The organism is Exiguobacterium sp. s192, assembly GCF_018618795.1.
GTDB classification, from domain to species: Bacteria; Bacillota; Bacilli; order Exiguobacteriales; family Exiguobacteriaceae; genus Exiguobacterium_A; species Exiguobacterium_A undae.
This window is the reverse complement of record NZ_JACSMS010000004.1, coordinates 39366-62858: the sequence shown is the minus strand read 5'-3', so window position 1 is coordinate 62858 and position 23493 is coordinate 39366. Positions and strand designations below refer to the sequence as shown.

Here is a 23493-nt window from a genome sequence, read left to right as displayed (position 1 = left end):
CTGTCGCTTTAGCGGGTAAGTTATTTGTTATTGTGTTCGATGTCTTGCTCAATTTCGCGGAGCACTTTCGAACGACGGGCGAGGGCACGCCGTTTGATGATTTCTTCCACTCCGCGGCTGACTCCCCAGATGGCGAGTAAAATCAGGAACAGGAAAACAAGTCGAATCGGTCGTTCTAAAAAAGTCGACCATTCTTTACCGATTAAGGAAAAGATGATGACGACAATCAATCGACCGGCTCCGGCCGCAATCAAGTACGTCCGAAGCGACAGCTGAATCATCGCCGAAATGGATGTAATGATGAATGCCGGCATGAACGGGAGTGAGAAGAAAAACCCGAGTGAAATCGGACTCATATGCCGGACACGTTCAATCCATTGTTGTGCGCCTTTATGTTGTTCAAGCCACCGTGTGACGGGGCGGCGAAATAAATAACGAATACAAGCGAAAACGACAAGTGAACCAAGCATACTTCCGACCCACGAGACTAACACACCCATCCAAAAACCATATGTTGCTGCGTTAGCAGAAATGATCAAGACTAACGGAAGGAATGGAAACAAGGATTCAAGAAACGGGGCAATTAATCCAGTCGAAGCTCCGCCTGGAAGATCCTGAAGAAACGTAATCATCTGTTCAATCCACTGACGGACGGTTTGGAGCATTCGAAATCCTCCTTACAAAATAAACTGCTATCTTCTATTTTAACTCTTTCGTCGTCAGAAAGGGAGAGACATTATGTAATCGTGATCCGTAACATAGCAATTGTACAATTCAAACGAAGTTGGTATCATACTTAAATGGGTGCGTTTTGCAGGCGTTCCCAGCTAGCTAATAGCTATGACGCTTCGTTCGCCAACGTTCGTTTTACTGCAAAAAACTGACATGGGGGCCAATGAGGATTATGAAACCTTATCGCGTACTATTATTTTATAAGTATGTTCCAATCGACAATGCGGAACAAGTAACAAAGGAGCATCTTGCCTATTGCAAAGAGCTCGGCATCAAAGGAAGAATCTTGATCGCACCGGAAGGAATCAACGGAACGTTGTCCGGAACGGTCGAACAGACAGAACAGTACATGCAAGACTTGCTTGCGGACCCACGGTTTAGTGACATCGAGTTCAAAATCGATGAGGTCGACGAGCATGCCTTCAAAAAAATCTTTGTCCGTTACAAGAGTGAGCTCGTGACATGGCGTTTTGAAGATGAATTCAACGTGCCGGAAGAACATGCAGCCTATCTCGAACCGGCTGAGTGGAAAAACATGATGCAAAATGAAGATGTCGTCATCTTGGATGTCCGGAACAACTATGAATACGATCTCGGGCATTTTAAAAATGCCGTCAAAGTCGACGTGGACGCATCACGGGAATTCCCACAATGGCTCGATGAAAATGAGCACCTGTTTGAAGGGAAAAAAGTCCTGACGTATTGCACGGGCGGTGTCCGCTGTGAAAAATTCACGGCCTACTTCCGGAAACGTCAAAACAGTGATGACATCTTCCACCTTAAGGGCGGCGTCGTCATGTATGGAAAAGATGAAGCGACACGTGGAGAAGACTGGGAAGGCGAATTGTATGTGTTTGATGAACGTGTACAAGTACCTGTCAATGAAGTCAATCCGACCGTCGTCTCGACATGTTACTACTGCGGGAAAGACGAGACACGTTATGTGAATTGTGCGAACCCGGAATGTAATCGTCAACACTTCTGTTGCGAGGACTGCGAACCGAAAGTGATGCGGTCTTGTTCAGATGAATGCCGTGAGCATCCGCGGAATCGTTATATCAAAGAACAGGCGGAAGCACTCGTCAAGTAAACACAACCAATCAGAACAGGCTGACGGCATCCTCACGGGGAATGCCGTCAGCCTGTTTTTTTACGATGAAAACAAGAAGCGGAGAATATCCGGCATCCGTTTGGCCCATTCCGTTTCGTGGTGAACGGCATTTGGAATGACAGTATAGGTCGCACTGTCGACTTTTTTCTGTACCGCTTTGGCGAGCACATCATTCGTGTGCAAATAGTCATTTTCGGTCATCGGTCCACTGACTTCTTTGGTGCCGACATCCATGTAGCAACGATGCTGTTCCGATAGACGGGGGCTGCGTTCGATGAACTCCAGTAAGGAGGAGAAGTTGGCCCAGCCGGCGGTCGATAAGGCGGCGACACGTGTGATGATTTCAGGATAGGCGAACAATCCATAAAGTGAAATCACGCCGCCCATCGAACTCCCGATCATGGTCGTGTCGGTCGGAATCGTCGCGTAATGTGTGTCGATATGCGGTTTTAATTCGTGGACGATCCAGTCCATATACTGCTTGCCGTTTCCGCCAATCGCTGTCCGGTGGGAAGGATAGGCAGTGCGCATGAGCAAAGCTTCATCCGTCCAAGGGGCATATTCGTCATATCGATCCATCCCGTCGTCCGGGCTGTCGATGGCGACAATCATCGCATGTAACTTGACCGCGTGCAACGCATGATGGACTTCCCATCCTTTTCCGAAGGACGCGGTTTCGCCACTGAACACATTTTGCCCGTCGTGCATATAGATGACAGGGAGTGCTTCTTCGGCTGACAGTTCCGTCGGGCGATAAATCCGGATGGTACGAGGTGATTTCAGCATCGGGATGGTGTGTTCGATTTCAATAATGGACAAAGTAGTCACGACCTTTCAAAGATTAGCGTAATGGGCGGTACAGTTTCGACCGTTATGTTTGCCGCCGACATAAAGGGCATGATCGGCTTGACGAAGCGACTCTTCAAAGGTCCGTTCACCCGGATGCTCGACCGTATCGACGCCGAGACTGATTGTAATCGATAAGCGGTGTCCGTCGACCAAAAAAGGGCGGTCAAGAACAGCATGACGAATGATCTCTGCGAAATCAATCGCCTGCTTCTGCGGACACTGATGGAGCAAGAGGACAAACTCTTCTCCACCGTAACGGGCGGCAAAGACATCCTGCCGTGTTTGCTGCAAGGACCGGATACGGCGTCCGAGTTCACGAAGAACGAGATCACCGACTTTATGACCATACGTGTCATTAACATACTTAAAGTGATCGATGTCGAACAGAATAATCGACAACGGATAACGGTCGGAGTTGAATTGATAGGCGCCCTCTTCATAAAAAGCACGGCTGTTGGACAGTTCCGTCAACGCATCGGTTCGACTTTCAGCATAGAGCTGATGCGTTTCCTGAGAGCGATGCAGCGAACGACAGAAAATCCGGAGTAAACGCGACAACTCATCCGCCTTTGCCTCATCGTAGGCATCGGCTATTTGATGAAACAATACAATCGAGACATCGACGTCTTCGTTCGTAATCGAAGGAATGGCGAGCATCGAATGCCGGTCGACCGGCAAATCAATTTGGATGTCTTGCCCCCAATCAAACCGGAGACCGTGGATGATTGGCGTCTGAAGTTGCTCGGCCGACAACGAATGAAACAAGGGAAGGACATCGATGACCGTCTTTGTCCGGATGTTATAGATGATTTGTTTCCGTTGCTGTTGAATCGAAATCCAGCCTTCCGAGAAGTCGATCAGACGAGGCAAATCAATCAATAACGAGTCAATCGTCTCGCGTTCGAAACGGGAAATCAAGAGGTGCTCTTTCGCATCGTCAAACCGTTTGGCATTTTCGTTGGCTTCGATCGTCACGCCCCGTTGCTGAAGCAACCGTTTGAACAAAAGCAAGATGAGGGCCGAGACGGAAGCAGCGATGAGCGGATTTTCATCATAAAACCAGATGCCGAGAAACGCACACAGCATGCTCGTCCCGTAAACCAGCGTCTGCAAACGGACAAGACGGATCCAATCATACTTCAGATACAGGACACGATTGACGAAACGGCATTGCACGTAAGAGACGAGCATGACCGCCGTCAAGTACCCTAAAAAGGGAATAATGGCTTCCGAGTACGTGAATCCGGTACCGATCGGGCCGCCGAGCGCCAAGTAAACGAGTGATGGACAAGCGAGATAAAACAAATCAAACAAGACGTTGATTGGATACAAGTATAAAAATCGTTTGAGACGGATTTCTTTTTTATGAGAGAAAACTTGAAAGATGATGATGCCGATTTGGCTGAGCAGGATCGACGGCAACAAACCATAGTTGAGGAAGATAAATAAGATGATGCCTTCTTGAAAGGTATAATAAATCCCGCCACGACGGACGTTATCGAATTGGAATAAAATGATGAGTGCCAGAAGATAGACGGCATTACCAAAAGAAAGTGGAAAGTCCATCAGCGTCGGACGTGCGAGTAAAGCAAAGGTGAGCAGACCGGCAACGAGATACAACACAAGCCAACTCGTCCGTGCCACTTTTTGATAGTAGACCACAATGCGTCCCCTCCTTTAACAGTCCTTCCCTACTTATACCCGTTTTGTGGAAATTATGATGAGGGATTTACAAAAAAATAAGGTTGAGAGAATGAAGCGGATTGCGTATAATGTGGAAGATATCAAACAATCAATGACGAAGAAAGTAACGGGATCATTTGATCGACCAGCGAATCAGGGAATGGTGGAAGCCTGAATGGATTGAAAAACCGTGAAACGCACTTCCGAGATGCTATCCGAATCAACCTGATCAGGCGTAGCCGGGGGCCCCCCGTTATCCCCAGTTAAAGTGGGTGTCGCACCGTCGACACCAAGAAGAGTGGTACCGCGGTCATTCCGTCTCTTTGCGTGTTGCGCAAAGGGCGTTTTTTATTGGAAAAAATAAACTGTTGGAGGGAATAACATGAGTTATAAGCAACAATATGCGGAAGTATTACACAGCGTAATCGGTGATGCTTTGTCGCAACAAGAGATTGAACAACTGATCGAACAACCGAAACATGAGGACCACGGAGATTTGGCCTTCCCTTGTTTCCAACTCGCGAAAGCATTCCGGAAAGCACCGATGATGATTGCGACGGAACTGGCTGAAAAAATCGATAATCCACTTTTTTCAAATGTTCAGGCTGCCGGACCATACGTCAACGTCTTCTTGAACCGGGAAATCGTTTCGCGTGAAATCGTCAAACGTGTGTTAGACGAGCAACAGGCATACGGTTCAAGTGAGCCGACCGGGAAAACAATCGTCACCGACTTCTCGTCTCCGAACATCGCGAAGCCGTTTTCAATGGGGCACCTCCGTTCAACGGTCATCGGAAACGCATTGAACCAGATTTCACGGAAAAAAGGATACGAAGTCGTCGGCATCAATCACCTCGGAGACTGGGGAACACAGTTCGGCAAGCTGATGGTTGCTTACAACATGTGGGGCAAGGAAGAAGATGTCCGCGCTGAGCCAATTAAAGAATTGCTCAAACTGTACGTTCGTTTCCACGAAGAGGCGGAAGAAAACCCGGGCTTAGAAGATGAAGGTCGTGCCTGGTTCAAAAAACTCGAACAAGGTGACGAGCAAGCGACGGCACTTTGGACATGGTTCCGCGAAGTGTCACTTGTTGAATTCAACCGTGTGTATGAAATGCTGGGTGTCAGCTTCGACAGCTTGAACGGGGAAGCATTCTACAATGACAAGATGCAACATGTCATCGATTTGCTCGAAGAAAAAGAGTTGCTGGTCGAGTCGGAAGGTGCGATGGTCGTCGACCTCGAAGCAGAAGGAATGCCTCCTGCCTTGATCAAGAAAAAAGACGGAGCGACGTTGTATGCGACACGTGATTTGGCGGCTGCCGTGTATCGTCTTGAGACATACGGTTTTGAGCAAGCCTTTTATGTTGTCGGCGGTGAACAAGCGTTGCACTTCAAGCAATTGTTCGCAGTCTTGAAAAAACTTGGCTTTGAAAATGTCGACGGCATGCATCATGTACCGTTTGGTCTGATCATGAAAGACGGCAAAAAGATGTCGACACGTAAGGGGCGGATCGTTCTCTTAGAAGAAGTCCTTCAAGATGCGATTAATGTCGCAAAACAGAACATCGCCGAGAAAAATCCTAACCTGGCGAATGCGGAGCAGACGGCACGTGAAGTGGGTGTCGGCGCTGTTATTTTCCATGATCTTAAAAATGAGCGGATGAACAACATTGAATTTGATCTCGAACAAATGCTGAAGTTTGAAGGAGAAACGGGTCCGTACGTCCAATATACGAATGCACGGGCAAATTCATTATTGCGTAAAGGTGAATACGACGGTTCAGCGTTTGCCGGAAGTGCGGACGATTACTCATGGGGCGTCGTGTCGATGCTGAACCAGTTCTCGACCGTGATTGACCGTGCGTTTACACGTCGCGAGCCTTCAATCATCAGCCGGTACGTGCTTGACTTAGCACAAAGTTTCAACAAATATTACGGACAAGTCCGTGTTTTAGAAGACGACGCAGAAAAACAATCTCGCCTTGCACTCGTAAAATCGGTTACGATTGTATTGACGGAAGGATTACGCCTGCTTGGTGTAGGTGCTCCAGAAGAAATGTAAGTAAATCAGATTAAAGATGGGGTTATTATATGAACAAAGAGACAATGGAACGGTTGCAGCACGCTTCTACACAAATGAACCAGGAAGATTTGGCAGCATCAGTTGCTTTCATTGCAGACTTCCATGGAAAAGTCGCAGCATGGCTTCCGGGAGAATCGGTCGATTTCGTATTTGATTTCGTGACAGCACCCGGAGCGGATCAAATTGCGCCGATCAGCGGTGATGCACTCGAAACAAAAGGAAATTTCGAATTCTTCATGGTGAAAAAACAGACACGTAAAAAACTAGGTGAGCTGTTGGCACTTTGGAAAGCACCACGCACAAAAGAAACATTAAACCAAATCGATGCGATTGGTCTGAAGAAATGGTTGGCACGTAATGAATTCCGCTCGGAAGACAAGCCGTGGGATTACTTGAACCGCCTGCATGTCTTGTTATTCCTCGATCAAATGACGACGGTCATCGATGATCATCAATTGACGACGTTGTATGAGCAAATCGTCCGGAAAACACCGGTGCCGACTAGCTTCGTCCGTCGCCAAGGTGAAGTCCGTCGTGTCGTGAACCAGTTTGCGGATAAAACGGAGTTCACACAAGTCGATTTAGTCCGTGCGTCACTCGTCCGTTACTTGTAAAACATATGAAAACGCAGAACCCCCCGTCTCCTCACGGTACAGTGAATGGAGGCGGGGGGTTGTTTGGTTAGCGGACCCGATGGAATGTGATCGTCTCGGCAGTCGTATCATAGAGCAACCATTCACGTTCGACGAGAACGGGTCCGACGTTGATCGCGTAACGTCCACGCTTGATCGAAATCGGAATGCCGGGATGGATGACCAATCGTTTTCCGTCTTTGAACAATCCCCGGACATGACTGTGTCCAAAAAACAACAGCCGGTCCGGATATTCGGATGTGTCGGGCGTTAAGTCGTAACTCCATTTCAGCTGGTCGCCGTGGATGAAGCGGGCGGACGCCAGTTGTTTTGTCCGATCGGATAAGCGGAGTTGGTCGAGAACACGCGACACTCCGACCGGAATCAAGGAAAACAACCGCTCTTCCTGATTTCCGAGTAAGGTTTCAAAAAAAACCAGCTTCAAAAAATCCGGATCAAGTGTCACGACATGTTCGATTTCTTCAAACACATACCGTTTCGCACGTTTTTTTCCGATATGACATTCATGGACATCGCCGAGTGAAAAAACGACCGCTTTTGGCGCGGTCGTCTGAATGTCTTTTAGGACAGCCCGGGTGTCGGGCAATGAACTGTGCAAATCCGTGATGAGTGCATACTGCATGTGGCATCGCTCCCTTGTACTAAGAGTATACCCTGCGTCGCATGCGGCTCATCCTCTTTTAATTAAGCCGGATCAACGGTAACGCCACGTTCGGCAAAGACGACTTTGGCGACTTCGAGTGCATTCAGGACACGTGGGAATCCTGTGTAGGGAACGAGGTGCATGATGGCTTCAACGATCTCGTTGCCTGTTAATCCAGCTGTCAGACCGGTATTGATATGAAGGGCAAGCTGTGGTTCCGTCCCTTGGGTGACAAGGGACGCAATCGTGACGATTGCCCGGTCGCGGTTAACAAGTCCGTTCCGGCTGTAAACTTCACCGTAAGCAAAATCCGTGATCCATTCACCGACAGCGGGTGCGATATCTTTTAATGATTCAGCAATTTTTTCATGTGTCGACTGCGCCGAATTGACATCCGTGAACTCGTTTAATTTTTTAAGACCTACTTCATGTCGTGTATCTAAGTTTGTTGCCATGAGTAATAACTTCCTTTCTGTTGTGAACGATACAACTTATCTTAAAGGAAGAATATTCATGCTACAAATACATGGTTTTTATACATATCATTCATTTTTAGAATGGATTTCTTGAACGAATCGGATCCATTCGCGCGTCACGTACGATTGGTAACGTCCCGTCGGAACCGCAACACCGAGTTGCCAAGGGACACGTGTATCCAGTGGAATGGTTTTGACCCCGTTGATCGTCATCTGTTTCGCAAGAGAGCGCGGAAGCAGCGTGACGGCATTTCCTTCCGCGACAAGGAGACAAAGGAAGTCCCACTGGGAACTGACATGATTGACGGTCGGATGAAAACCGGCTGCGTCACATGCCTGCAAAACGACATCATGAAGCGAAAACGTTTCGTTGAATAGAACAAACGGCATTTCGGCGACCTCTTCGAGCGCAATCGATGTGCGCGTAGCGAGCGGATGGTGTTCCGGTAAAAACAGATGAAGTTCTTCCTCGATGAACGGAAAGACCGTCAAGTGTTCATCGGCCGGAAAGACCGTCGCAATCAAATCAACTTCGCCCGCAACCACGGCTTTTTCAAGCGCATGTCCGCCGGCTTCCGTGATTTCAATCGTGATCATCGGATAGCGTTCGCGGAACAGTCGGAGCAGGCGGGGGAAAAATAAGGAACCGATCAATGGCGGGACACCGATCCGGATGGTTCCTTTCGTCAGATGCATGACGTCATAAAGATGCGACGGCAGGTCCGCCAATTGATTTAAAATCTTTTCGCCTTCTTCGAGTAACGTCACGCCGGCATCGGTCAAGACGATTTGCCGCTTGCTCCGGTCAAACAATTCGATATCGAGTTCTTCTTCTAAATGGCGCACCATCTTACTGAGAGTCGGTTGTGTGACATGCAGGTGATCGGCTGCCCGGGTAAAGCTCTTAAAGCGTGCTACTTCTGTAAAGTACTCCAATTGGCGGAAATCCATCGGCTCCACTCCTATTCTTTTAGGTTATATATATCATAACAAGTATTCATTTTTATTATTCGTTTTCTAAGCGTACAGTAAAAGAAACGAATCAGTAAAGAAGGAGCAGATCATCATGAAACAACTCGAAGGAAAAGTAGCATTAATCACTGGAGCAGCAAGCGGAATCGGTCTTGAAATCGCGGAAGAATTTGCACAGGAAGGTGCGAAAGTCGTCATCGTCGATTTACAGGAAGTGGCGGCAAAACAAGCGGCGGAAACACTTCAAGGAAAAGGGTTCGAAGCTTTTGCAGTAGCAGGAGACGTCACGAGTGAGGCGGCCATCAAGTCGAGCATCGAACAGACGATGTCGCATTACGGACGGATTGATATCGTCATCAACAATGCCGGTATGCAGCACGTCTCACCGATTGAAGAATTCTCGACTGAAAAATTCGATTTATTGCAAAGCATCATGTTACGGGCACCGTTCCTGTATACAAAATATGTTTTCCCGATCATGAAAGAACAAGGATTCGGCCGTATTTTGAACATGTCATCGATCAACGGACTCATCGGCTTTGCCGGTAAAGCTGCGTACAACAGTGCGAAACACGGCGTCATCGGTTTGACGAAAGTTGCAGCCCTTGAAGGGGCGACATCCGGTATTACCGTCAATGCGATTTGCCCGGGGTATGTCGATACACCACTCGTTCAAAAACAATTGTCTTCGCTTGCTGAAACACGGAATGTCCCGCTGGACCGTGTGCTGGAAGAAGTCATTTATCCGCTCGTCCCGCAACACCGTTTACTTCAAGTAAAAGAAATTGCCGACTACGCGATTTTCTTGGCGAGTGATAAAGCGGCGGGCGTCACAGGTCAAGCCGTTGTGCTCGATGGCGGCTATACAGCGCAATGACGATAAAAAAGTCCCTTCCTCCGACCGGAGAAAGGGATTTTTTTGTGCTTAACGGAAATTGATGAACTGAACGTCGACGGATAGTGGCAATTCACGTACGATTTGCATGACTTGTTGCAGGTCGTCGCGTGATTTTGCCGTGACACGGATTTGATCATCTTGAATCTGTGTTTTTACTTTGAGTTTCGATTCCTTGACGGCCGTGTTGATTTTTTTCGCATCATCACGGTCGATTCCGCTTTTCAGGATGACGCGTTGACGCACTGTGTTACCAGCCGCCTGCTCGACCTTTTCATATTGCAGGTTTTTTGTCGGGACTTCACGTTTGATCAGTTTTGCCGTCAATACGTCTTTGACTTGGTCCAGTTTGAAGTCGTCATCAGAAATGAGGATCAAGTCCTCTTTCTCCAATTTCATATCACTTTTTGAACCTTTGAAGTCAAATCGGTTCGTGATTTCCTTTAACGCAACCTGCATTGCGTTTTTAACTTCCTCGATGTTGATCTGTGACACGATGTCGAATGAATTATCTTTTGCTGCCATTTAAAATCTCTCCTTTCGTTCCTTCATCATTTTAGCATATTTGTCCGAAAATGCCCTGACTTCTCAACGAAGTGGAAAGAAAAGAACGAGAAAGGTGAACAGTCGAAACGTTCACGGTTCTGAAATTTTGCTATAATGAAAACCATGAAATGAAAGGGGTGCATGGCTTTGAAACAAACAGCAGATATGTTGACGCTCACACCAGAAGAGCTGGATGAGCGGTATGCCTATAAAGGATCGGATTTAGGAGCGACGTTTGATGAGACGACGATACAAGTTCGGTTATGGGCACCGACAGCCGAACGTGTCGCCATTCGATTGTACCGAACATTACGAGCGAGGAAAGTCGAAGAACTCGAAATGACAGCAGATCAGCAGGGGACATTTGTCGTCACACTGGATCGTGCTGTGTATGAAGGGTACTTTTATACGTTTCAAGCCAGCATCGCTGGACAGAAAATCGAAGCGGTGGATCCATACGCCAAAGCCGTCGGGACGAATGGCAAGCGGGGGGCATTGATTGATCCATCGACGATTCAACCGGAGCGTTGGATTGAAGAGCGTCCGATGTTCCACTCGTCACAAGAAGCGGTCATCTATGAATTACACGTGCGAGATGCGACGAGCCATCCGGCGAGTGGGGTCATCGAGCGTGGAACTTTCCGTGGTCTGACGGAAGCCGGAACACGGACACCGTCCGGCGGATTGACAGGTCTTGATTATCTGTCTGATTTAGGTGTGACGCACGTCCAGCTTCTGCCGATCTATGATTTTGGTTCGGTGAATGAAACGGCGCCTCAAGATCCGGATAACTACAACTGGGGCTATGACCCGGTCAATTACTTTGCGCCGGAAGGATCATACGCGTCGAATGCCGATGATCCGGCTGTACGGATTTTAGAGCTCAAAGCGTTGATTCAGGCGCTGCACGACCGGGGAATCCGTGTCGTGATGGATGTCGTCTTTAATCATGTCTATGACGCGGAAACGGCACCGCTCGGACAATTCGTGCCCGGTTATTTTTACCGCCACGAAGCAGACGGTACGCTGTCGAACGGCAGTTTTTGCGGAAATGATACCGCGTCAGAACGACTGATGATGCGTAAGTTCATTCTCGATTGCGTGACGTACTGGGCAAAAGAATACCACCTCGACGGATTCCGGTTTGATTTGATGGGGTTACACGACGTGGAGACGATGAACCAAGTCCGTCATGCGCTTGACCGGATTGATCCATCGATTTTAATCATCGGAGAAGGATGGGATCTCGATACACCGTTGCCACTCGAGGATAAAGCCAATTACTTTAATGCACCGCAGATGCCGGGTATCGCACACTTCAACAATGGGTTGCGGGACGGCGTCAAGGGAGATGTCCAAACCCCGACCGATCGTGGTTTCATCAGTGGAGCGTTTGAACGGACGAATGAGGTTAAACGGGGAATCGCCGGGAACGTTTCATCGCAAGGATTTGCGGATGAACCAAATCAGGTCGTGTCTTATGTCGAAGCACATGACGATTTAACGATCTGGGATAAGTTATCCGTGTCGCGTCCGGAAGATACGGATGAAATCCGCCGGAAACGACAAATGCTTGCGAATGCCATCATTTTGACCGGGCAGGGAATTCCCTTTCTACATGCGGGACAAGAATTCTTCCGGACGAAAGATGGGATTCGGGACAGTTTTAACGCAGGTGAAGTCGTGAATCAACTGGATTACGAACGGGCTGACGAGTTCCGTTACAGCGTCGAATATGTCAAAGGATTGATTGCGTTACGCCGTCAATATCCGATGTTCCGCCTCGAAAACACGGCGATGATCCGGAAACATCTTCGTTTCCTGGAAGAAGGAGAAGGCATCATTGCGTATGAATTGAAGCGGACGTATGAAGGATATGTCGAACGGCAACGTGTGTATCACAACGCGACAGAGCACGATGTGACAATCGAGTTACCGAGCGGTGAGTTTGAAGTTCTCGTTGAAGAAGGAGCAGTAAAAATCCACGCACCCCGTCTTCATGAAGAAAAAGAAATCGTCGTCAAGGCCTTATCGACGACCGTGATTGCAGAGCGTAAGGCAGACTATAAAAAGTACGCGGTAGCAGGCGGAGCCGCATTGACGATTCTTGGTTTGTTATATGCAGCGAGCAAACGACGCAATAAAAACAAATAATGATGGTTTGGTGTTTCTTTTAAAAGAGGCGTATTTGGAGAAATCGGAGTTCACGAACGTGGACTTCGATTTTTTGGCGTGGACATACATCGAATCCATCCGGATGACAGTCCTGTTGCGGTGTCATCAGAATGACTTAATGATTTTGAGCCTTTTCTGTTTTAATTCAAACCTTTCGGGAACATACTATAAGTAGTATTTAGAGTGCTGGTTTTTGAGAGGATGTAATCTATGTTTGGCTTCAACGATATTTGGAAATTTTTCTTTTCGTTCTTTTTGCTGTTACCGATTGTTACGTTAATTCACGAAATGGGTCATTACTTTTTTGCCCGTCTGTTTGGCGGGAATATGGAGATCAATATCGGATCCGGGAAATCCTTGTTACGGGTGGGACCGATTCGGTTAAACCGTGTCTATTTCTGGGACGGCTGGTGTCAATATGAGGCACTGCGTCATGAAAATAAATTTACGAACATCATGGTCTATGCTGGAGGGGCATTATTCAATCTGGCGAGTATTCTGATTGTAAACGGTCTGATTTACGCCGGTGTGTTCGAGACATCGATTTTTACGTACCAATTTGCGTACTTCTCGTTTTACTTCATCTTTTTCTCATTGTTCCCGATTGACCATCCGAATGGTTATCCGAGCGACGGGAAAGCGATCGTCAATGTATTCCGTTATGGAAAGTCCAAATACAATCCGCAGGCCTGATCCATCGGGTCGGATGGATGAAACGAATGCCCTTCTTTTAGCGAATAGCGCATAAAAGAAGGGCATTTTGAAAAGAATTAATCTGCTGACGGCGGCGTGTCATCTTTTGATGCAGCATCCGACTGTTCACTTTCAAGCTCAACCAGTTTTTGAATCAAAATGTGTCGCGGCATGTGCATCAATTGTTCGAGCGGCACATTGAGACGTTTCGAAAGTTCAACAGCTGTTTCTGCTGACAGTTGTAGGGGTTTCATCGTAAATATTCCTCCTTTTCGTATAACTTCAGTATACAGGAGGTGCTCGCAGAGCGCATCGACAGTAGCTAGAAACAGAGAAGGTTGATACCGTAGGAAGTAGGAAGTGATGCGTATGTATAAACCAGCTGCTGAGCTGTTGCTCCATGAGTCTGTATCTCTTTTTGACCGGTTCGGTGATGATCTGATTTTATATCGGGATCAGTACGGATTTACAAAGTGTGACGCAGACTTAAGAATACGATGGGAAACAGCGTGTGCATATGTTCCGTTCACCTGGTATTTTGAACCAGAAGGACATCGGGTATTCATCGTTTTTAACGAAACATCGACCTTTGGTTTGTTGGATTTAGAAGACGGACGTCTTCAATATATGAAACGGCCGGCACTCTTTTCGGATGCTTGGTTCAGTAATCTGTATTATTGGCAAGGTGAAGAAATTTTTATGTATTCAGCCGAAACGGATGTTGTCCGTTATTGTTTTGAAACCGAGCAAGGAACATTTTCAGACTATGCCGAAGCCCCTTTATTTGGACGTCTCATTGAACGCGGGTACGATCCGGAGTTCGCATTTGAACGTTTGATTGCTCCGGCAACAATCATTTCGTATGATATGACCCAAACGCGTTATGTGATTTGGGACGCTATGACCGAGGAGGAACACGTCATTCCTTTCTCGGAGTATGAAGAATATCTGCTTGTAGATCGCCATCAGAATCTATTTTCGATTACCGATGCGACACGCTTTTATTTATATGAAGAAGATAAATTGAAGTTTAAGTTTGATGGTTGTCAGTCCTCCGTTTTACTTAAGACGGTATTGTTGGACGGAGCGGCACAACGTCTTGCCATCGTTTCAACCTCTTCCAATTTCGGCACGACGTGGCTGCAGATTTTTCAAAAGACGTAAGCACATCCTTTGTCCTATCAGGCGAAGGATGTGTTTCTTGTATACGAAAAGAGGGGGATGACAGATGGAACGATTTGGTCAATACGTAGTCCGATTTCGAAAAACGATCAGTTTGCTGTGGTTGATTCTTTTGATTGTCCTTGGTTATTTTGCGGTGCAGCTTCCGGACCAATTAAAAGGGAACGGCTTCACCCGGGACGGCGAGTTTCAGCAGGTCGAACGGATCTTGGAACAAGAATTTAAGCAGGATCCGCATCAAATCATCGTCTTGTTTGAAGGGGACGACGAAATCATCGAACAAGAGATGAACCGTCATGTCAGCGCGTTTCGGACGATTGAGGGAGTCGGACAAGTCGTCGGAAGCGAGGAAAATCCGGAAGCTTTGAAGGACGGCAAGGGATACGTGTCGGTCGGGATACCCGACATCGAACCGTCTTGGGTGAAGGCGGTTCAAGACAAACTCGATCCGCAGGAAGGCAGTACGATTCGATTGACGGGTGAGCCGTTGATTGTCGACGACTTGAATACAGCATCGAAAAACGATTTGGTACGGGCCGAGTTGATTGGTGTGCCGGCTGCCATGCTCGTGTTACTCCTCGTCTTTGGCACACCTCTGGCTGCCGTCCTGCCGCTCATCATGGGACTCGTGACCTTCATTTTCGGGGCAGGGACCTTGTATTTCATTGCGGGTCAACAAGAGTTATCGATTTTTGTCTTGAATGCCGTGGCGATGATTTCACTGGCACTCGGCATCGATTTTTCCTTGCTGTACGTCAATCGTTTTCGGGAAGAACGGACAGCCGGACGGTCGATTACAGCAGCGGCTGAAGTGTCAGTCGCAACAGCCGGACGATCGATTTTATTCTCCGGGATTTGTGTGTTCGTCGGTTTAGCCGGACTGCTCGTAATTGACGTCGACGTCTTTCAAGCAGTCGCCATCGGCACGTTGGTATCAGTGCTCGGAGCAGTCATCAGCGCCGTCACGTTACTGCCGGCTTTGCTTGCACTGCTGGGTTCCGGGCTGGAAAAAGGCCGGATTTTTAAAGCCGACTCAGAGCAAGGCGAAGTCCGATGGCGCAAGCTGGCGCGTTTCGTCATGAAGCGTCCCGTTGCGATCACGTTATTTTCTTTACTGTTGCTGTTGCCGTGCTTAATTCCGCTGCGCGATCTGGAACTGAACATTCCGCAAGCGAGCGCCTTACCGGAAGACTATGAATCACGTCTGGCATTTGAAGCATGGGAAAAAACCTTCGGGGATGATGGCATGGATGCCATCGTTTTACTGAAAGCTGATTTTCAGACGGAACAGGGGCTGGAGCAACTCGAGGCACTGACGACACGCCTCGAAGCGGACGAAGGCGTCCGGGGAGTGGTTTCCGCAAGCTCGCTCGCTGAAGCGAACGGACTCGAGGTCACGCAGGTCGCAGCAACGGAGCAGGGGAAACAACAACTGGCCTCCTTGATTGCGTTTGAGAACGGGATTGCCCGGGTGAATGTGAATTTGACGGGAGATCCCGGTGACAAGGCGTCACAAGAATGGGTCCGTGAAATTCGGGAGCAAGGGTACCAAGTCGGAGGACCGGCTGCGTTTAACCAGGAAATCTACGATGAAATTTATTCGAAGATGCCGCTTGCTTTGGGACTCGTCCTGCTTGCGACATTCATCATTTTATTGTTTGCCTTCCGATCCATTCTGATTCCGATCAAAGCCATCTTGATGAACCTGCTCAGCCTTGGCGCAACGTTTGGTTTGCTCGTCATCTTGTTTGAATCGGGCTGGGTCTTCCCGGCAGAGACAATCGGCATTTTGACGCCGGTCTTCATCTTTTCACTTGTGTTTGGGCTGTCGATGGACTACGAAGTATTCCTTGTTTCACGGATGGAAGAATACTATGAGGAAACAGGCGACAATGATATTGCGACAGAGATGGGTCTCGCGAAGACCAGTAAAATCATTACATCGGCCGCCTTGATCATGATCGTCGTCACGGGTGCCTTCGCCTTCACCGGGGTGAGCCCGATCAAGCAGCTGGGCGTCGGGATTGCCTTGGCGATTTTCATTGATGCGACTATCATTCGGATGTTTTTAGTCCCGGCACTGATGAAGCTGTTTGGACACTGGAACTGGTGGTGGCCGGGCGGACGGACAAAACGAAAAATCAAAGTCCATTAAGCGGACCGAACATCGGCTAGGCACATCATTGGTCATTTGACGGAACACGGGCGTATACTGACGATATTCAAGTTAAGATTTCAGAGGAGGATATGCTTCAATGGCTAATGAAAAGATGTTTGATACGTTTACACTTCCAAACGGAGTAACATTAAAAAACCGGATTATGATGGCGCCGATGACAAACTACGCGGCAGAAGAAAACGGTGAAGTGTCGGAAGCAGAACTTGCTTATTACGCAGAACGTTCGGGTGGGGTTGGTGCAGTCATCACGGCCTGTGCCAACGTCACAGCTGACGGGCAAGGATTCCCGAATGAGTTCGGAGCAGAGCGCGACGAATTGGTACCAAGCTTAAAGCGTCTTGCAACAACGATTCAAGATCAAGGCGCAAAAGCAATTCTGCAGATTTTCCACGCGGGTCGTATGGCGCCGCCGGAACTCGTCGGCGGACAAACTGTCAGTGCGAGCGCAGTAGCTCCAGAACGTGAAGGTGCAATGACACCACGCGCCCTCGAGGCAGAAGAAGTCGACGCAATCATCGAAGCGTTTGGTCAAGCAACACGCCGGGCGATGGAAGCTGGATTTGATGGAGTAGAGATTCACGGTGCGAACACGTACTTAATTCAACAGTTCGTCTCGCCACACTCAAACCGTCGTGACGACAAATGGGGCGGCAGTCTCGAAAAACGTCTTGCGTTCCCGCTTGCGGTCGTTGATGCGGTCGAAGCAGTCGCAAAACAAGACCCGTCGTTCATCGTCGGTTACCGCTTCTCACCGGAAGAAGTCGAAAACCCGGGAATCACTCTCGATGATACGATGCAACTCGTCGACGCTCTTGCGAAAAAAGACCTCGACTACTTGCACGTTTCCGTCATGGACTTCTTTGCAGGATCGATTCGTGATCAAAACGAAACACGTTCGCCGATCAGTTTGGTGCAAGAACGTGTTGGACAACACGTTCCGGTCATCGGTGTCGGATCACTCCACACACCGGAAGAAGTCGAGCGTTCGCTTGAAGTGGTTCCACTCGTCGCGCTTGGTCGTGAACTGATCATGGAACCGAAATGGGTCGAAAAAGTTGAAGCAGGCGACACGGCTTCGATTCGGACTGAACTTGATCCGTCGGCACAAGCAGAACTTGTTGTACCGGATGCTTTATGGCAAGGAATCACAAGCCGTCCGGGCTGGTTCCCAATCAAACAAACAACGAAATAAGCAACAAACAGATAGAAAAGGAGCGGCTCACATTCTGAGCTGCTCCTTTTTCAGATGAAGGGAATTAATAAGCGACTTCACCCATCCGGACACCACAAAAACGGTGCAGTTCGACCGGATGTTCGATGTTCGTCCGGTCCAACATATCCTGCAGCAACAAGGCACAGATATAGGCATCTTCTTTCGCATCGTGGTGTTTAAAGGAAACCCCCAAAAATTCTGCCATCGTATTTAACTTGTGGTTCGGCAACCAGGGGTAGAGTTTCCGTGACAACTTGACCGTACAGCCATACTGAAAAGACGGCATTTGATACAAATCATATTTTTGAATCGCTTTTTGAAGTGCGCCCATATCGAAAGAAGCGTTGTGGGCGACAATGAGTTCCGCGTTTTCAATCAGCTCGAATAAGCCGTGTGTTGCCATCGCTTCGGGTAGCGCCGGCGCATCCCAGACGTCGCTCGGACGAATGCCGTGGACACGAATGTTGCCGGCATCAAAGTCTTCCTCCGGATTGATCAAAACTTGTTGGTTTGTGATGACTTTCCCCTCGGATAAAACCGACCATCCGAAGGCACAGATGCTGCGACTGTTCCGGTTGGCCGTTTCAAAATCAATCGCCAGTGTGTAAGGTGACATATCAGCACTCCTTTTTTTAACAGCATACCGTATTTTGATTTAGAATGCATGTTCGTCTTTTCTTTTCATGAAAAAAGCCCGTCTGCCGAGCGGCAGGACGGACTGTCGGTTATTTGGCCTGTGCGGCTTTTGTTTCCGGTTCGGCGTACTCATTTGGTTTAAAGAGCATGATCCGGTCCCGGTAGGCAAAGACGATGGCTGTCAAGACGGCCATCAAATCGGCGATCGGAAAGGCGAACCAGACCCCCTGGACTCCGAAGAAGACCGGCAAAATCAGGACGAGCGGAATCGTATACAACGTTTGCCGTGACAAAGACAGGAACAAGGCGATCCGCGCCTTTGCCAGTGATTGATACATCCCGTTGATGATCATCTGAATGCCGTAGACAAATGAGATCGCAAACAGAATCCGCATCGCCGTGGAACCATCATCCAGTAAGGTGGCGTCTTCGGTAAACATCCCGACCCAGAAACGAGGGAACAGTTGAATCAACAGCCAGAGCGTGATGGATAACGTCAAACCATAACGAATCGCCAGTTTGATGGCTTGCGACATCCGGTCAAATTGTTTTGAACCGAAATTGTAGCCGACAATCGGTTGCATCCCTTGGACGATTCCCATGATCGGCATCCCGACGAGCGCCATGAATTTGTTGATGACGGCAAATGTCGCCAGTTCCGTCGTCCCGCCGTACCGGACGAGCATGTGGTTGACGGTAATGAACAAAACGGATTGCGAGACTTGCATGATGAAGGAGGAAGATCCGATTTGTCCCATCCGGACAACGAGTTTCGGATCAAAACGGAACGCTTCCCGATTAAGTACTAAACTCGTTTTTTTGGCTTTCGTGAAAAAGAACCGGAAAATCAGGATTGAACCGACGATTTGAGCGACGACCGTTCCGAGTGCCGCTCCTTGAATTCCCCAATCGAGTCCGAAAATGAACAACGGAGTTAAGACAATGTTGATCGCGACCGTCGTCAGCATGACACGCATCTGGTAGCTTGCACGGCCTTCCGCCCGCAACATGGCACTCGAGGCCATTGTCAGCATGAAGAACGGGGAACCGAGCAGCAGGACACGTAAGAAATCAATGCTGTACGGCATGATTTCCGGTGTCGCCCCGAATACGCGCAATAACGGTTCAACAAAAATGAACGCTGCCACGATGGCGAGCATACTGACGACGAAGACGACCATTAAAACATTCGCATACGCCCGGCTGGCCCCGTCAAGATTTTTCTGACCGAGCCGTTGGGAAGCAATCGCTGCCCCGCCGATCCCAACGGAGTTGGAGATTGCCATCAAGACGAGTTGGACGGGAAACGCAATTCCGACGGCAGCAACAGCCGCCGTCCCGATGCCTTGCGCAACAAAAATCGTGTCGACGATATTGTAAAGCGCAGTCACGAGCATACCGATCATTGCCGGAAGTGACAGACCGATCAGGAGTTTATTGATGGGTGCTTCTCCCAATCGAGCCGTATTTTTATTCATCATCAGGAGAGCCTCCTTTTTTTAAAAACAGGTGGATTGATTTTCATTCAGATTAGTCGCTTCTCCGGACGGATGCAAGCAATCCATCCAGGCAATGTGCAAAATGAGATGTTCTCATCACAAAAGGCATCCCGCAGGTGAACAGCGGAATGCCTTTTTTCTGCTTATGGGTTAAGACGGGGTCGGAAGATATCCTTTGGAATATTCAAAGGCGATAAAGAGAATCGCACCAAGTGCCAAGTAGGCAAACAGCGTAATCGTCTGTTGTTTTTTCGGCATCTGATGGTACTCGACCGACTTTTCCGCTTCGATCAACGGTTCGATCCGCTGGTCCAACCGGCGTAATAACGCATCATAGTCATTGGCGGAGTCATATTGATAACGCAACATGTCGTCCGCATCTTTTTTGGCATCTTCCGGGCTGGCACTGCGTAAATCTTGGAGATCTTGACGGAGTGACCAAGCAATCGGATCATACGTCGCAACCGGTGTGTCATCGGCATCGACGGCTTCGTCGCTTGTCGATGGAACGGTCTCTGCTGCCGCCAGCTGCTCCTGCTCGAGTTTCGCCTGAAGCACACGGCTTCGGGCTGCCCGGTAAAACATCAGGACGGATTTATTGTCCTCATATTGTTTCGCGAACCGGTATCGTTTCCAAACGGCACTGCCGCCGAGGAATGCGATCAATAACAAGATGATGCTGAAATGCGTGATGCCGTATGCAATCAAGGCAGCAAGACCGGCGACCCAGACGACAATCGGCAGACCGGCTAAAATTCGTCCGCCGTCCAGCGGACTGACCGGCAGCAAGTTGAACAGGTTCAACAAAGCACCCAAGTGGAAAATGACGAGCCAAAAATCATTTCCGGTCACGGCGTATCCGATCAAAAGCGGGATGAGGGAGAACAGTCCGGCGAGCGGACCCCCGTAAGCTAAAATCGCTTCTTGTTTCGGCGTCCGGAATGTATCCTTAATCCCGATGACAGCCCCCATGAACGGCACAAAAATCGCCGGTCCCGTTTTAAAGCCAAGTCGTTTGGCAGCCGCTAAATGACCCATCTCATGAATGAATAAGAGGTAAAGCAAACCGACGCCAAACCAGACACCGAAAATTTGTGCGTAAAACAATAACGAAATGCCGAATGAGATTAACGTCCCGCCGAATTTAGAGAACTTTAAGAGAGCAAGCAGGACTTTACCTTTTGAGAGTAAAAATGCTCCGGCGACGGCTAAGCCTCCCCAACGTTTTTTATCCATCGTTCATAACCTTCCTTCATCATCTGACTACTGTCTCTAGTGTACGCTAAAAGACGATGGAAGGTTTCGTTTCAGGTGTCAGCCGAACGTGATGAAAAAGCAACTTCCGCCACCGGGACGGGCTTCACTGCCGACGGACAGATGATGATGTTCCGCCAACGCGGCAGCGATGGAAAGACCCAGCCCGCTGCCGGACCGGTCGCGTGCTTCGTCGAGCCGGTAAAACCGATCGAACAGACGGGCGCGCTGCTCCGCCGATAAGCTGGTTCCGTGATCGAGAACTTCGAGCCGGTCCGGTCGAAGTCGGATTTCCGGATCTTTGGCGTATTTGATCGCATTATCGATGAAAATCGTCAAAATCCGGACAAGTGCTTCATGATTGGCTGTGACGGTACCGGTGGCGTCCACCGGAATCAGGACATTGTAGGCATGATGCATCCGGTCCGCAACTTCTGTGCCGAGCTGCTTTAGGTCGATCGTCTCTGTCGTCGTCTCGCCATATCCGAGACGGGATAATTCAAGCATCGGTTCAATCAGTCCACTCCGCATCGTGTGCGTTTCATTCAGGATATTACTGATGGATTCTTCGAGGACATCAGGGTTCGTCTTACCCCAACGCTTCAGCAGTTTTGCATACCCTTCGATGACGGTCAGCGGCGTCTTCATCTCATGCGAGACATCGGCGACGAACTGCCGTTGCTGTTCCATTGTTTGATCGACACGTCCGATCATCCGGTTAAAGACTTTTCCGAGCTGTCCGATTTCATCATTTTGCTGTTCCGGAACGGTCTCGAGTGTGCCGGAGTCGGAAATCCGTTCCATCGTCTGACTGAGTTGACGAAGCGGACGTAACGTTTGATAGGCGATGAAGAAACTGCTGAGGAAGGCGATGATGACCGCGATGATCAAGACGATCGAGAAGGCGAAGATCAAGGTCGAAATCGTATCATCGACGGTGTCGTCTTCAAACAGATAGGCTTGATCCTCATGAACGATGCCAAACCAATTGCCGGATTTGAACGGTTCGTCCCGTGTCGTCGGAATGCCGGGGAGATCGCGTGCCCGCACATCGCCGTTGACGGTGGCGGAATCATCATCCTCTTCATCGTTCGCGATGACCCAGCGTCCGTCGTCACGGGACAGGACGACGGAATCTTCATGCAACGTCAACAAGGCTCGGGTCGAGGAATCATCTTCCATCAGCTCCTCGGCTTGCTCGAGTTGGGTGAAACGGGATTCAATCAAATGATCGCGTACGACATAGGTGACGACTAAAAAAGATAAGAGCAACAAGAGTGTCGTGAACAACGTCACCGATAACGCCAGTTTGGTTCGTAACTTCATCCTTTCTCCTCCCTTAAGACATAGCCGATGCCGCGAACCGTCTGAATGAGGGGAGACTGGCTGCGGTCCATTTTTTTGCGTAAATACCGAATGTAGACATCGACGATATTCGTTTCGCCGAAGTAGTCATACCCCCAAACCCGATTGAGGATTTGCTCACGGGTCAAGACGTGTTCCTTGTTTTCCATCAGATAGGACAACAAATCGAATTCGCGTGGCGTCAGATCAAGCGGGACGTCGTTGCGAAACGCTTCATGCCGGTCCAAATCCAGCAAGACATCGGCATAATGAAGCTGATTGGTTTCGACGGCGGCACGTGTCGTCAAGCGGAGTAAGGCCCGGATCCGGGCCAACAATTCTTCGATTTCAAACGGTTTCGTCACATAATCATTGGCACCGAGATCAAGACCGGCAACCTTGTCATACACTTCGCCTCGTGCCGTCAATAAGATGACGGGAACCGGATTACCTTTTCCGCGAAGCCGTCGAAGCACCTCGAAGCCGCTGAGCTCCGGCATCATCACGTCAAGTAAGACGAGATCGATGTCGTTCTCAGCAGCTACTAAGCCATCTTTACCGTTGAAGGCGACCTGCGTCGCGTATCCAGCGTGGTTTAATTCCAATTCAAGTAGGCGGGCGATTTTCGAATCGTCCTCGACGATTAAGATGGTCGGTGCCATAGACTTCCTC

At 48.9% G+C, this 23493-nt stretch carries 22 protein-coding genes and 1 other annotated feature; of the genes, 9 read left to right on the top strand and 13 right to left on the bottom strand.

The features are described 5' to 3' along the window. Nucleotides 1-20 precede the first annotated feature (20 nt). Nucleotides 21-665, bottom strand: coding sequence for a TVP38/TMEM64 family protein (locus tag KNP87_RS08910; protein WP_026831753.1), 645 nt, complete (start codon nucleotides 663-665; stop codon nucleotides 21-23). Nucleotides 666-904: 239 nt separating this feature from the next. Between KNP87_RS08910 and trhO the strand changes: the two genes are divergently transcribed. Then, nucleotides 905-1822 (top strand): oxygen-dependent tRNA uridine(34) hydroxylase TrhO, encoded by a 918-nt coding sequence (trhO, locus tag KNP87_RS08905; RefSeq protein ID WP_035387556.1) that lies wholly within the window; start codon nucleotides 905-907, stop codon nucleotides 1820-1822. Between the two features lie 60 nt (nucleotides 1823-1882). On the opposite strand, the gene KNP87_RS08900 is transcribed toward trhO, so the two are convergent. Continuing rightward, nucleotides 1883-2671, bottom strand: coding sequence for an alpha/beta hydrolase (locus KNP87_RS08900; protein WP_353049363.1), 789 nt, complete (start codon nucleotides 2669-2671; stop codon nucleotides 1883-1885). Nucleotides 2672-2677: 6 nt separating this feature from the next. After that, on the bottom strand, nucleotides 2678-4354 hold the full coding sequence (locus KNP87_RS08895; RefSeq protein ID WP_214721472.1) for a GGDEF domain-containing protein: 1677 nt from the start codon (nucleotides 4352-4354) through the stop codon (nucleotides 2678-2680). Between the two features lie 124 nt (nucleotides 4355-4478). Next, nucleotides 4479-4701: a binding site (T-box leader), on the top strand. 56 nt (nucleotides 4702-4757) lie between these two features. Here KNP87_RS08895 and argS point away from each other — a divergent pair. Continuing rightward, nucleotides 4758-6440, top strand: coding sequence for an arginine--tRNA ligase (gene argS / locus KNP87_RS08890; RefSeq protein ID WP_026831757.1), 1683 nt, complete (start codon nucleotides 4758-4760; stop codon nucleotides 6438-6440). 29 nt (nucleotides 6441-6469) lie between these two features. Then, the gene (locus tag KNP87_RS08885; protein ID WP_026831758.1) at nucleotides 6470-7075 is read left to right on the top strand and encodes a hypothetical protein; all 606 of its coding nucleotides are present in this window, start codon (nucleotides 6470-6472) and stop codon (nucleotides 7073-7075) included. A gap of 67 nt (nucleotides 7076-7142) precedes the next feature. Here KNP87_RS08885 and KNP87_RS08880 read toward each other — a convergent pair whose 3' ends face one another. The 3 genes from KNP87_RS08880 to KNP87_RS08870 all read right to left on the bottom strand — a co-directional run bounded on the left by KNP87_RS08880 (nucleotide 7143) and on the right by KNP87_RS08870 (nucleotide 9184). Then, the gene (locus tag KNP87_RS08880) at nucleotides 7143-7736 is read right to left on the bottom strand and encodes a metallophosphoesterase family protein (RefSeq protein ID WP_214721471.1); all 594 of its coding nucleotides are present in this window, start codon (nucleotides 7734-7736) and stop codon (nucleotides 7143-7145) included. A 62-nt stretch (nucleotides 7737-7798) separates the two neighbouring features. Beyond that, a complete protein-coding gene (locus KNP87_RS08875; RefSeq protein WP_026831760.1) occupies nucleotides 7799-8212 on the bottom strand; it encodes a carboxymuconolactone decarboxylase family protein in 414 nt (137 codons plus the stop codon). A gap of 87 nt (nucleotides 8213-8299) precedes the next feature. Next, nucleotides 8300-9184, bottom strand: a complete 885-nt coding sequence (locus tag KNP87_RS08870; RefSeq protein WP_026831761.1) for a LysR family transcriptional regulator — start codon at nucleotides 9182-9184, stop codon at nucleotides 8300-8302. 115 nt (nucleotides 9185-9299) lie between these two features. On the opposite strand from KNP87_RS08870, the gene KNP87_RS08865 reads away from it, so the two are divergent. After that, the gene (locus KNP87_RS08865) at nucleotides 9300-10082 is read left to right on the top strand and encodes a 3-hydroxybutyrate dehydrogenase (RefSeq protein ID WP_035387557.1); all 783 of its coding nucleotides are present in this window, start codon (nucleotides 9300-9302) and stop codon (nucleotides 10080-10082) included. A 48-nt stretch (nucleotides 10083-10130) separates the two neighbouring features. Here the strand turns inward: KNP87_RS08865 and KNP87_RS08860 are convergent, their stop codons facing one another. Then, entirely contained in the window at nucleotides 10131-10625 is a 495-nt protein-coding gene (locus tag KNP87_RS08860) for a YajQ family cyclic di-GMP-binding protein (protein ID WP_026831763.1), read from the bottom strand. A 162-nt stretch (nucleotides 10626-10787) separates the two neighbouring features. Here KNP87_RS08860 and pulA point away from each other — a divergent pair, with 162 nt between their 5' ends. Together pulA and KNP87_RS08850 are read left to right on the top strand one after the other, a co-directional pair. Then, nucleotides 10788-12800 (top strand): type I pullulanase, encoded by a 2013-nt coding sequence (pulA, locus tag KNP87_RS08855; RefSeq protein WP_214721470.1) that lies wholly within the window; start codon nucleotides 10788-10790, stop codon nucleotides 12798-12800. A 231-nt stretch (nucleotides 12801-13031) separates the two neighbouring features. Beyond that, nucleotides 13032-13514 (top strand): RIP metalloprotease, encoded by a 483-nt coding sequence (locus KNP87_RS08850; RefSeq protein WP_026831765.1) that lies wholly within the window; start codon nucleotides 13032-13034, stop codon nucleotides 13512-13514. 77 nt (nucleotides 13515-13591) lie between these two features. Here KNP87_RS08850 and KNP87_RS08845 read toward each other — a convergent pair whose 3' ends face one another. Then, nucleotides 13592-13768, bottom strand: coding sequence for a YycC family protein (locus KNP87_RS08845; protein WP_081775989.1), 177 nt, complete (start codon nucleotides 13766-13768; stop codon nucleotides 13592-13594). Between the two features lie 115 nt (nucleotides 13769-13883). On the opposite strand from KNP87_RS08845, the gene KNP87_RS08840 reads away from it, so the two are divergent. The 3 genes from KNP87_RS08840 to KNP87_RS08830 all read left to right on the top strand — a co-directional run bounded on the left by KNP87_RS08840 (nucleotide 13884) and on the right by KNP87_RS08830 (nucleotide 18067). Next, nucleotides 13884-14678, top strand: coding sequence for a hypothetical protein (locus tag KNP87_RS08840; protein ID WP_119923483.1), 795 nt, complete (start codon nucleotides 13884-13886; stop codon nucleotides 14676-14678). Between the two features lie 64 nt (nucleotides 14679-14742). Continuing rightward, complete coding sequence (locus tag KNP87_RS08835) at nucleotides 14743-16851, top strand: MMPL family transporter (protein ID WP_214721469.1); 2109 nt, start codon at nucleotides 14743-14745, stop codon at nucleotides 16849-16851. A gap of 100 nt (nucleotides 16852-16951) precedes the next feature. Beyond that, nucleotides 16952-18067: an NADH-dependent flavin oxidoreductase gene (locus KNP87_RS08830; protein ID WP_026831768.1), complete on the top strand. Its 1116-nt coding sequence runs from the start codon at nucleotides 16952-16954 to the stop codon at nucleotides 18065-18067. Between the two features lie 64 nt (nucleotides 18068-18131). Here the strand turns inward: KNP87_RS08830 and KNP87_RS08825 are convergent, their stop codons facing one another. The 5 genes from KNP87_RS08825 to KNP87_RS08805 form a co-directional block, all read right to left on the bottom strand. Further along, a complete protein-coding gene (locus tag KNP87_RS08825; RefSeq protein ID WP_026831769.1) occupies nucleotides 18132-18704 on the bottom strand; it encodes a 3'-5' exonuclease in 573 nt (190 codons plus the stop codon). 109 nt (nucleotides 18705-18813) lie between these two features. Then, nucleotides 18814-20205, bottom strand: coding sequence for an MATE family efflux transporter (locus KNP87_RS08820; protein WP_026831770.1), 1392 nt, complete (start codon nucleotides 20203-20205; stop codon nucleotides 18814-18816). A gap of 168 nt (nucleotides 20206-20373) precedes the next feature. Further along, complete coding sequence (locus tag KNP87_RS08815; protein WP_026831771.1) at nucleotides 20374-21459, bottom strand: site-2 protease family protein; 1086 nt, start codon at nucleotides 21457-21459, stop codon at nucleotides 20374-20376. Between the two features lie 78 nt (nucleotides 21460-21537). After that, nucleotides 21538-22803 (bottom strand): sensor histidine kinase, encoded by a 1266-nt coding sequence (locus tag KNP87_RS08810; RefSeq protein ID WP_214721468.1) that lies wholly within the window; start codon nucleotides 22801-22803, stop codon nucleotides 21538-21540. Then, entirely contained in the window at nucleotides 22800-23483 is a 684-nt protein-coding gene (locus KNP87_RS08805; RefSeq protein WP_026831773.1) for a response regulator transcription factor, read from the bottom strand. The genes KNP87_RS08810 and KNP87_RS08805 overlap by 4 nt, the downstream gene beginning before the upstream one ends. Nucleotides 23484-23493 lie beyond the last annotated feature (10 nt).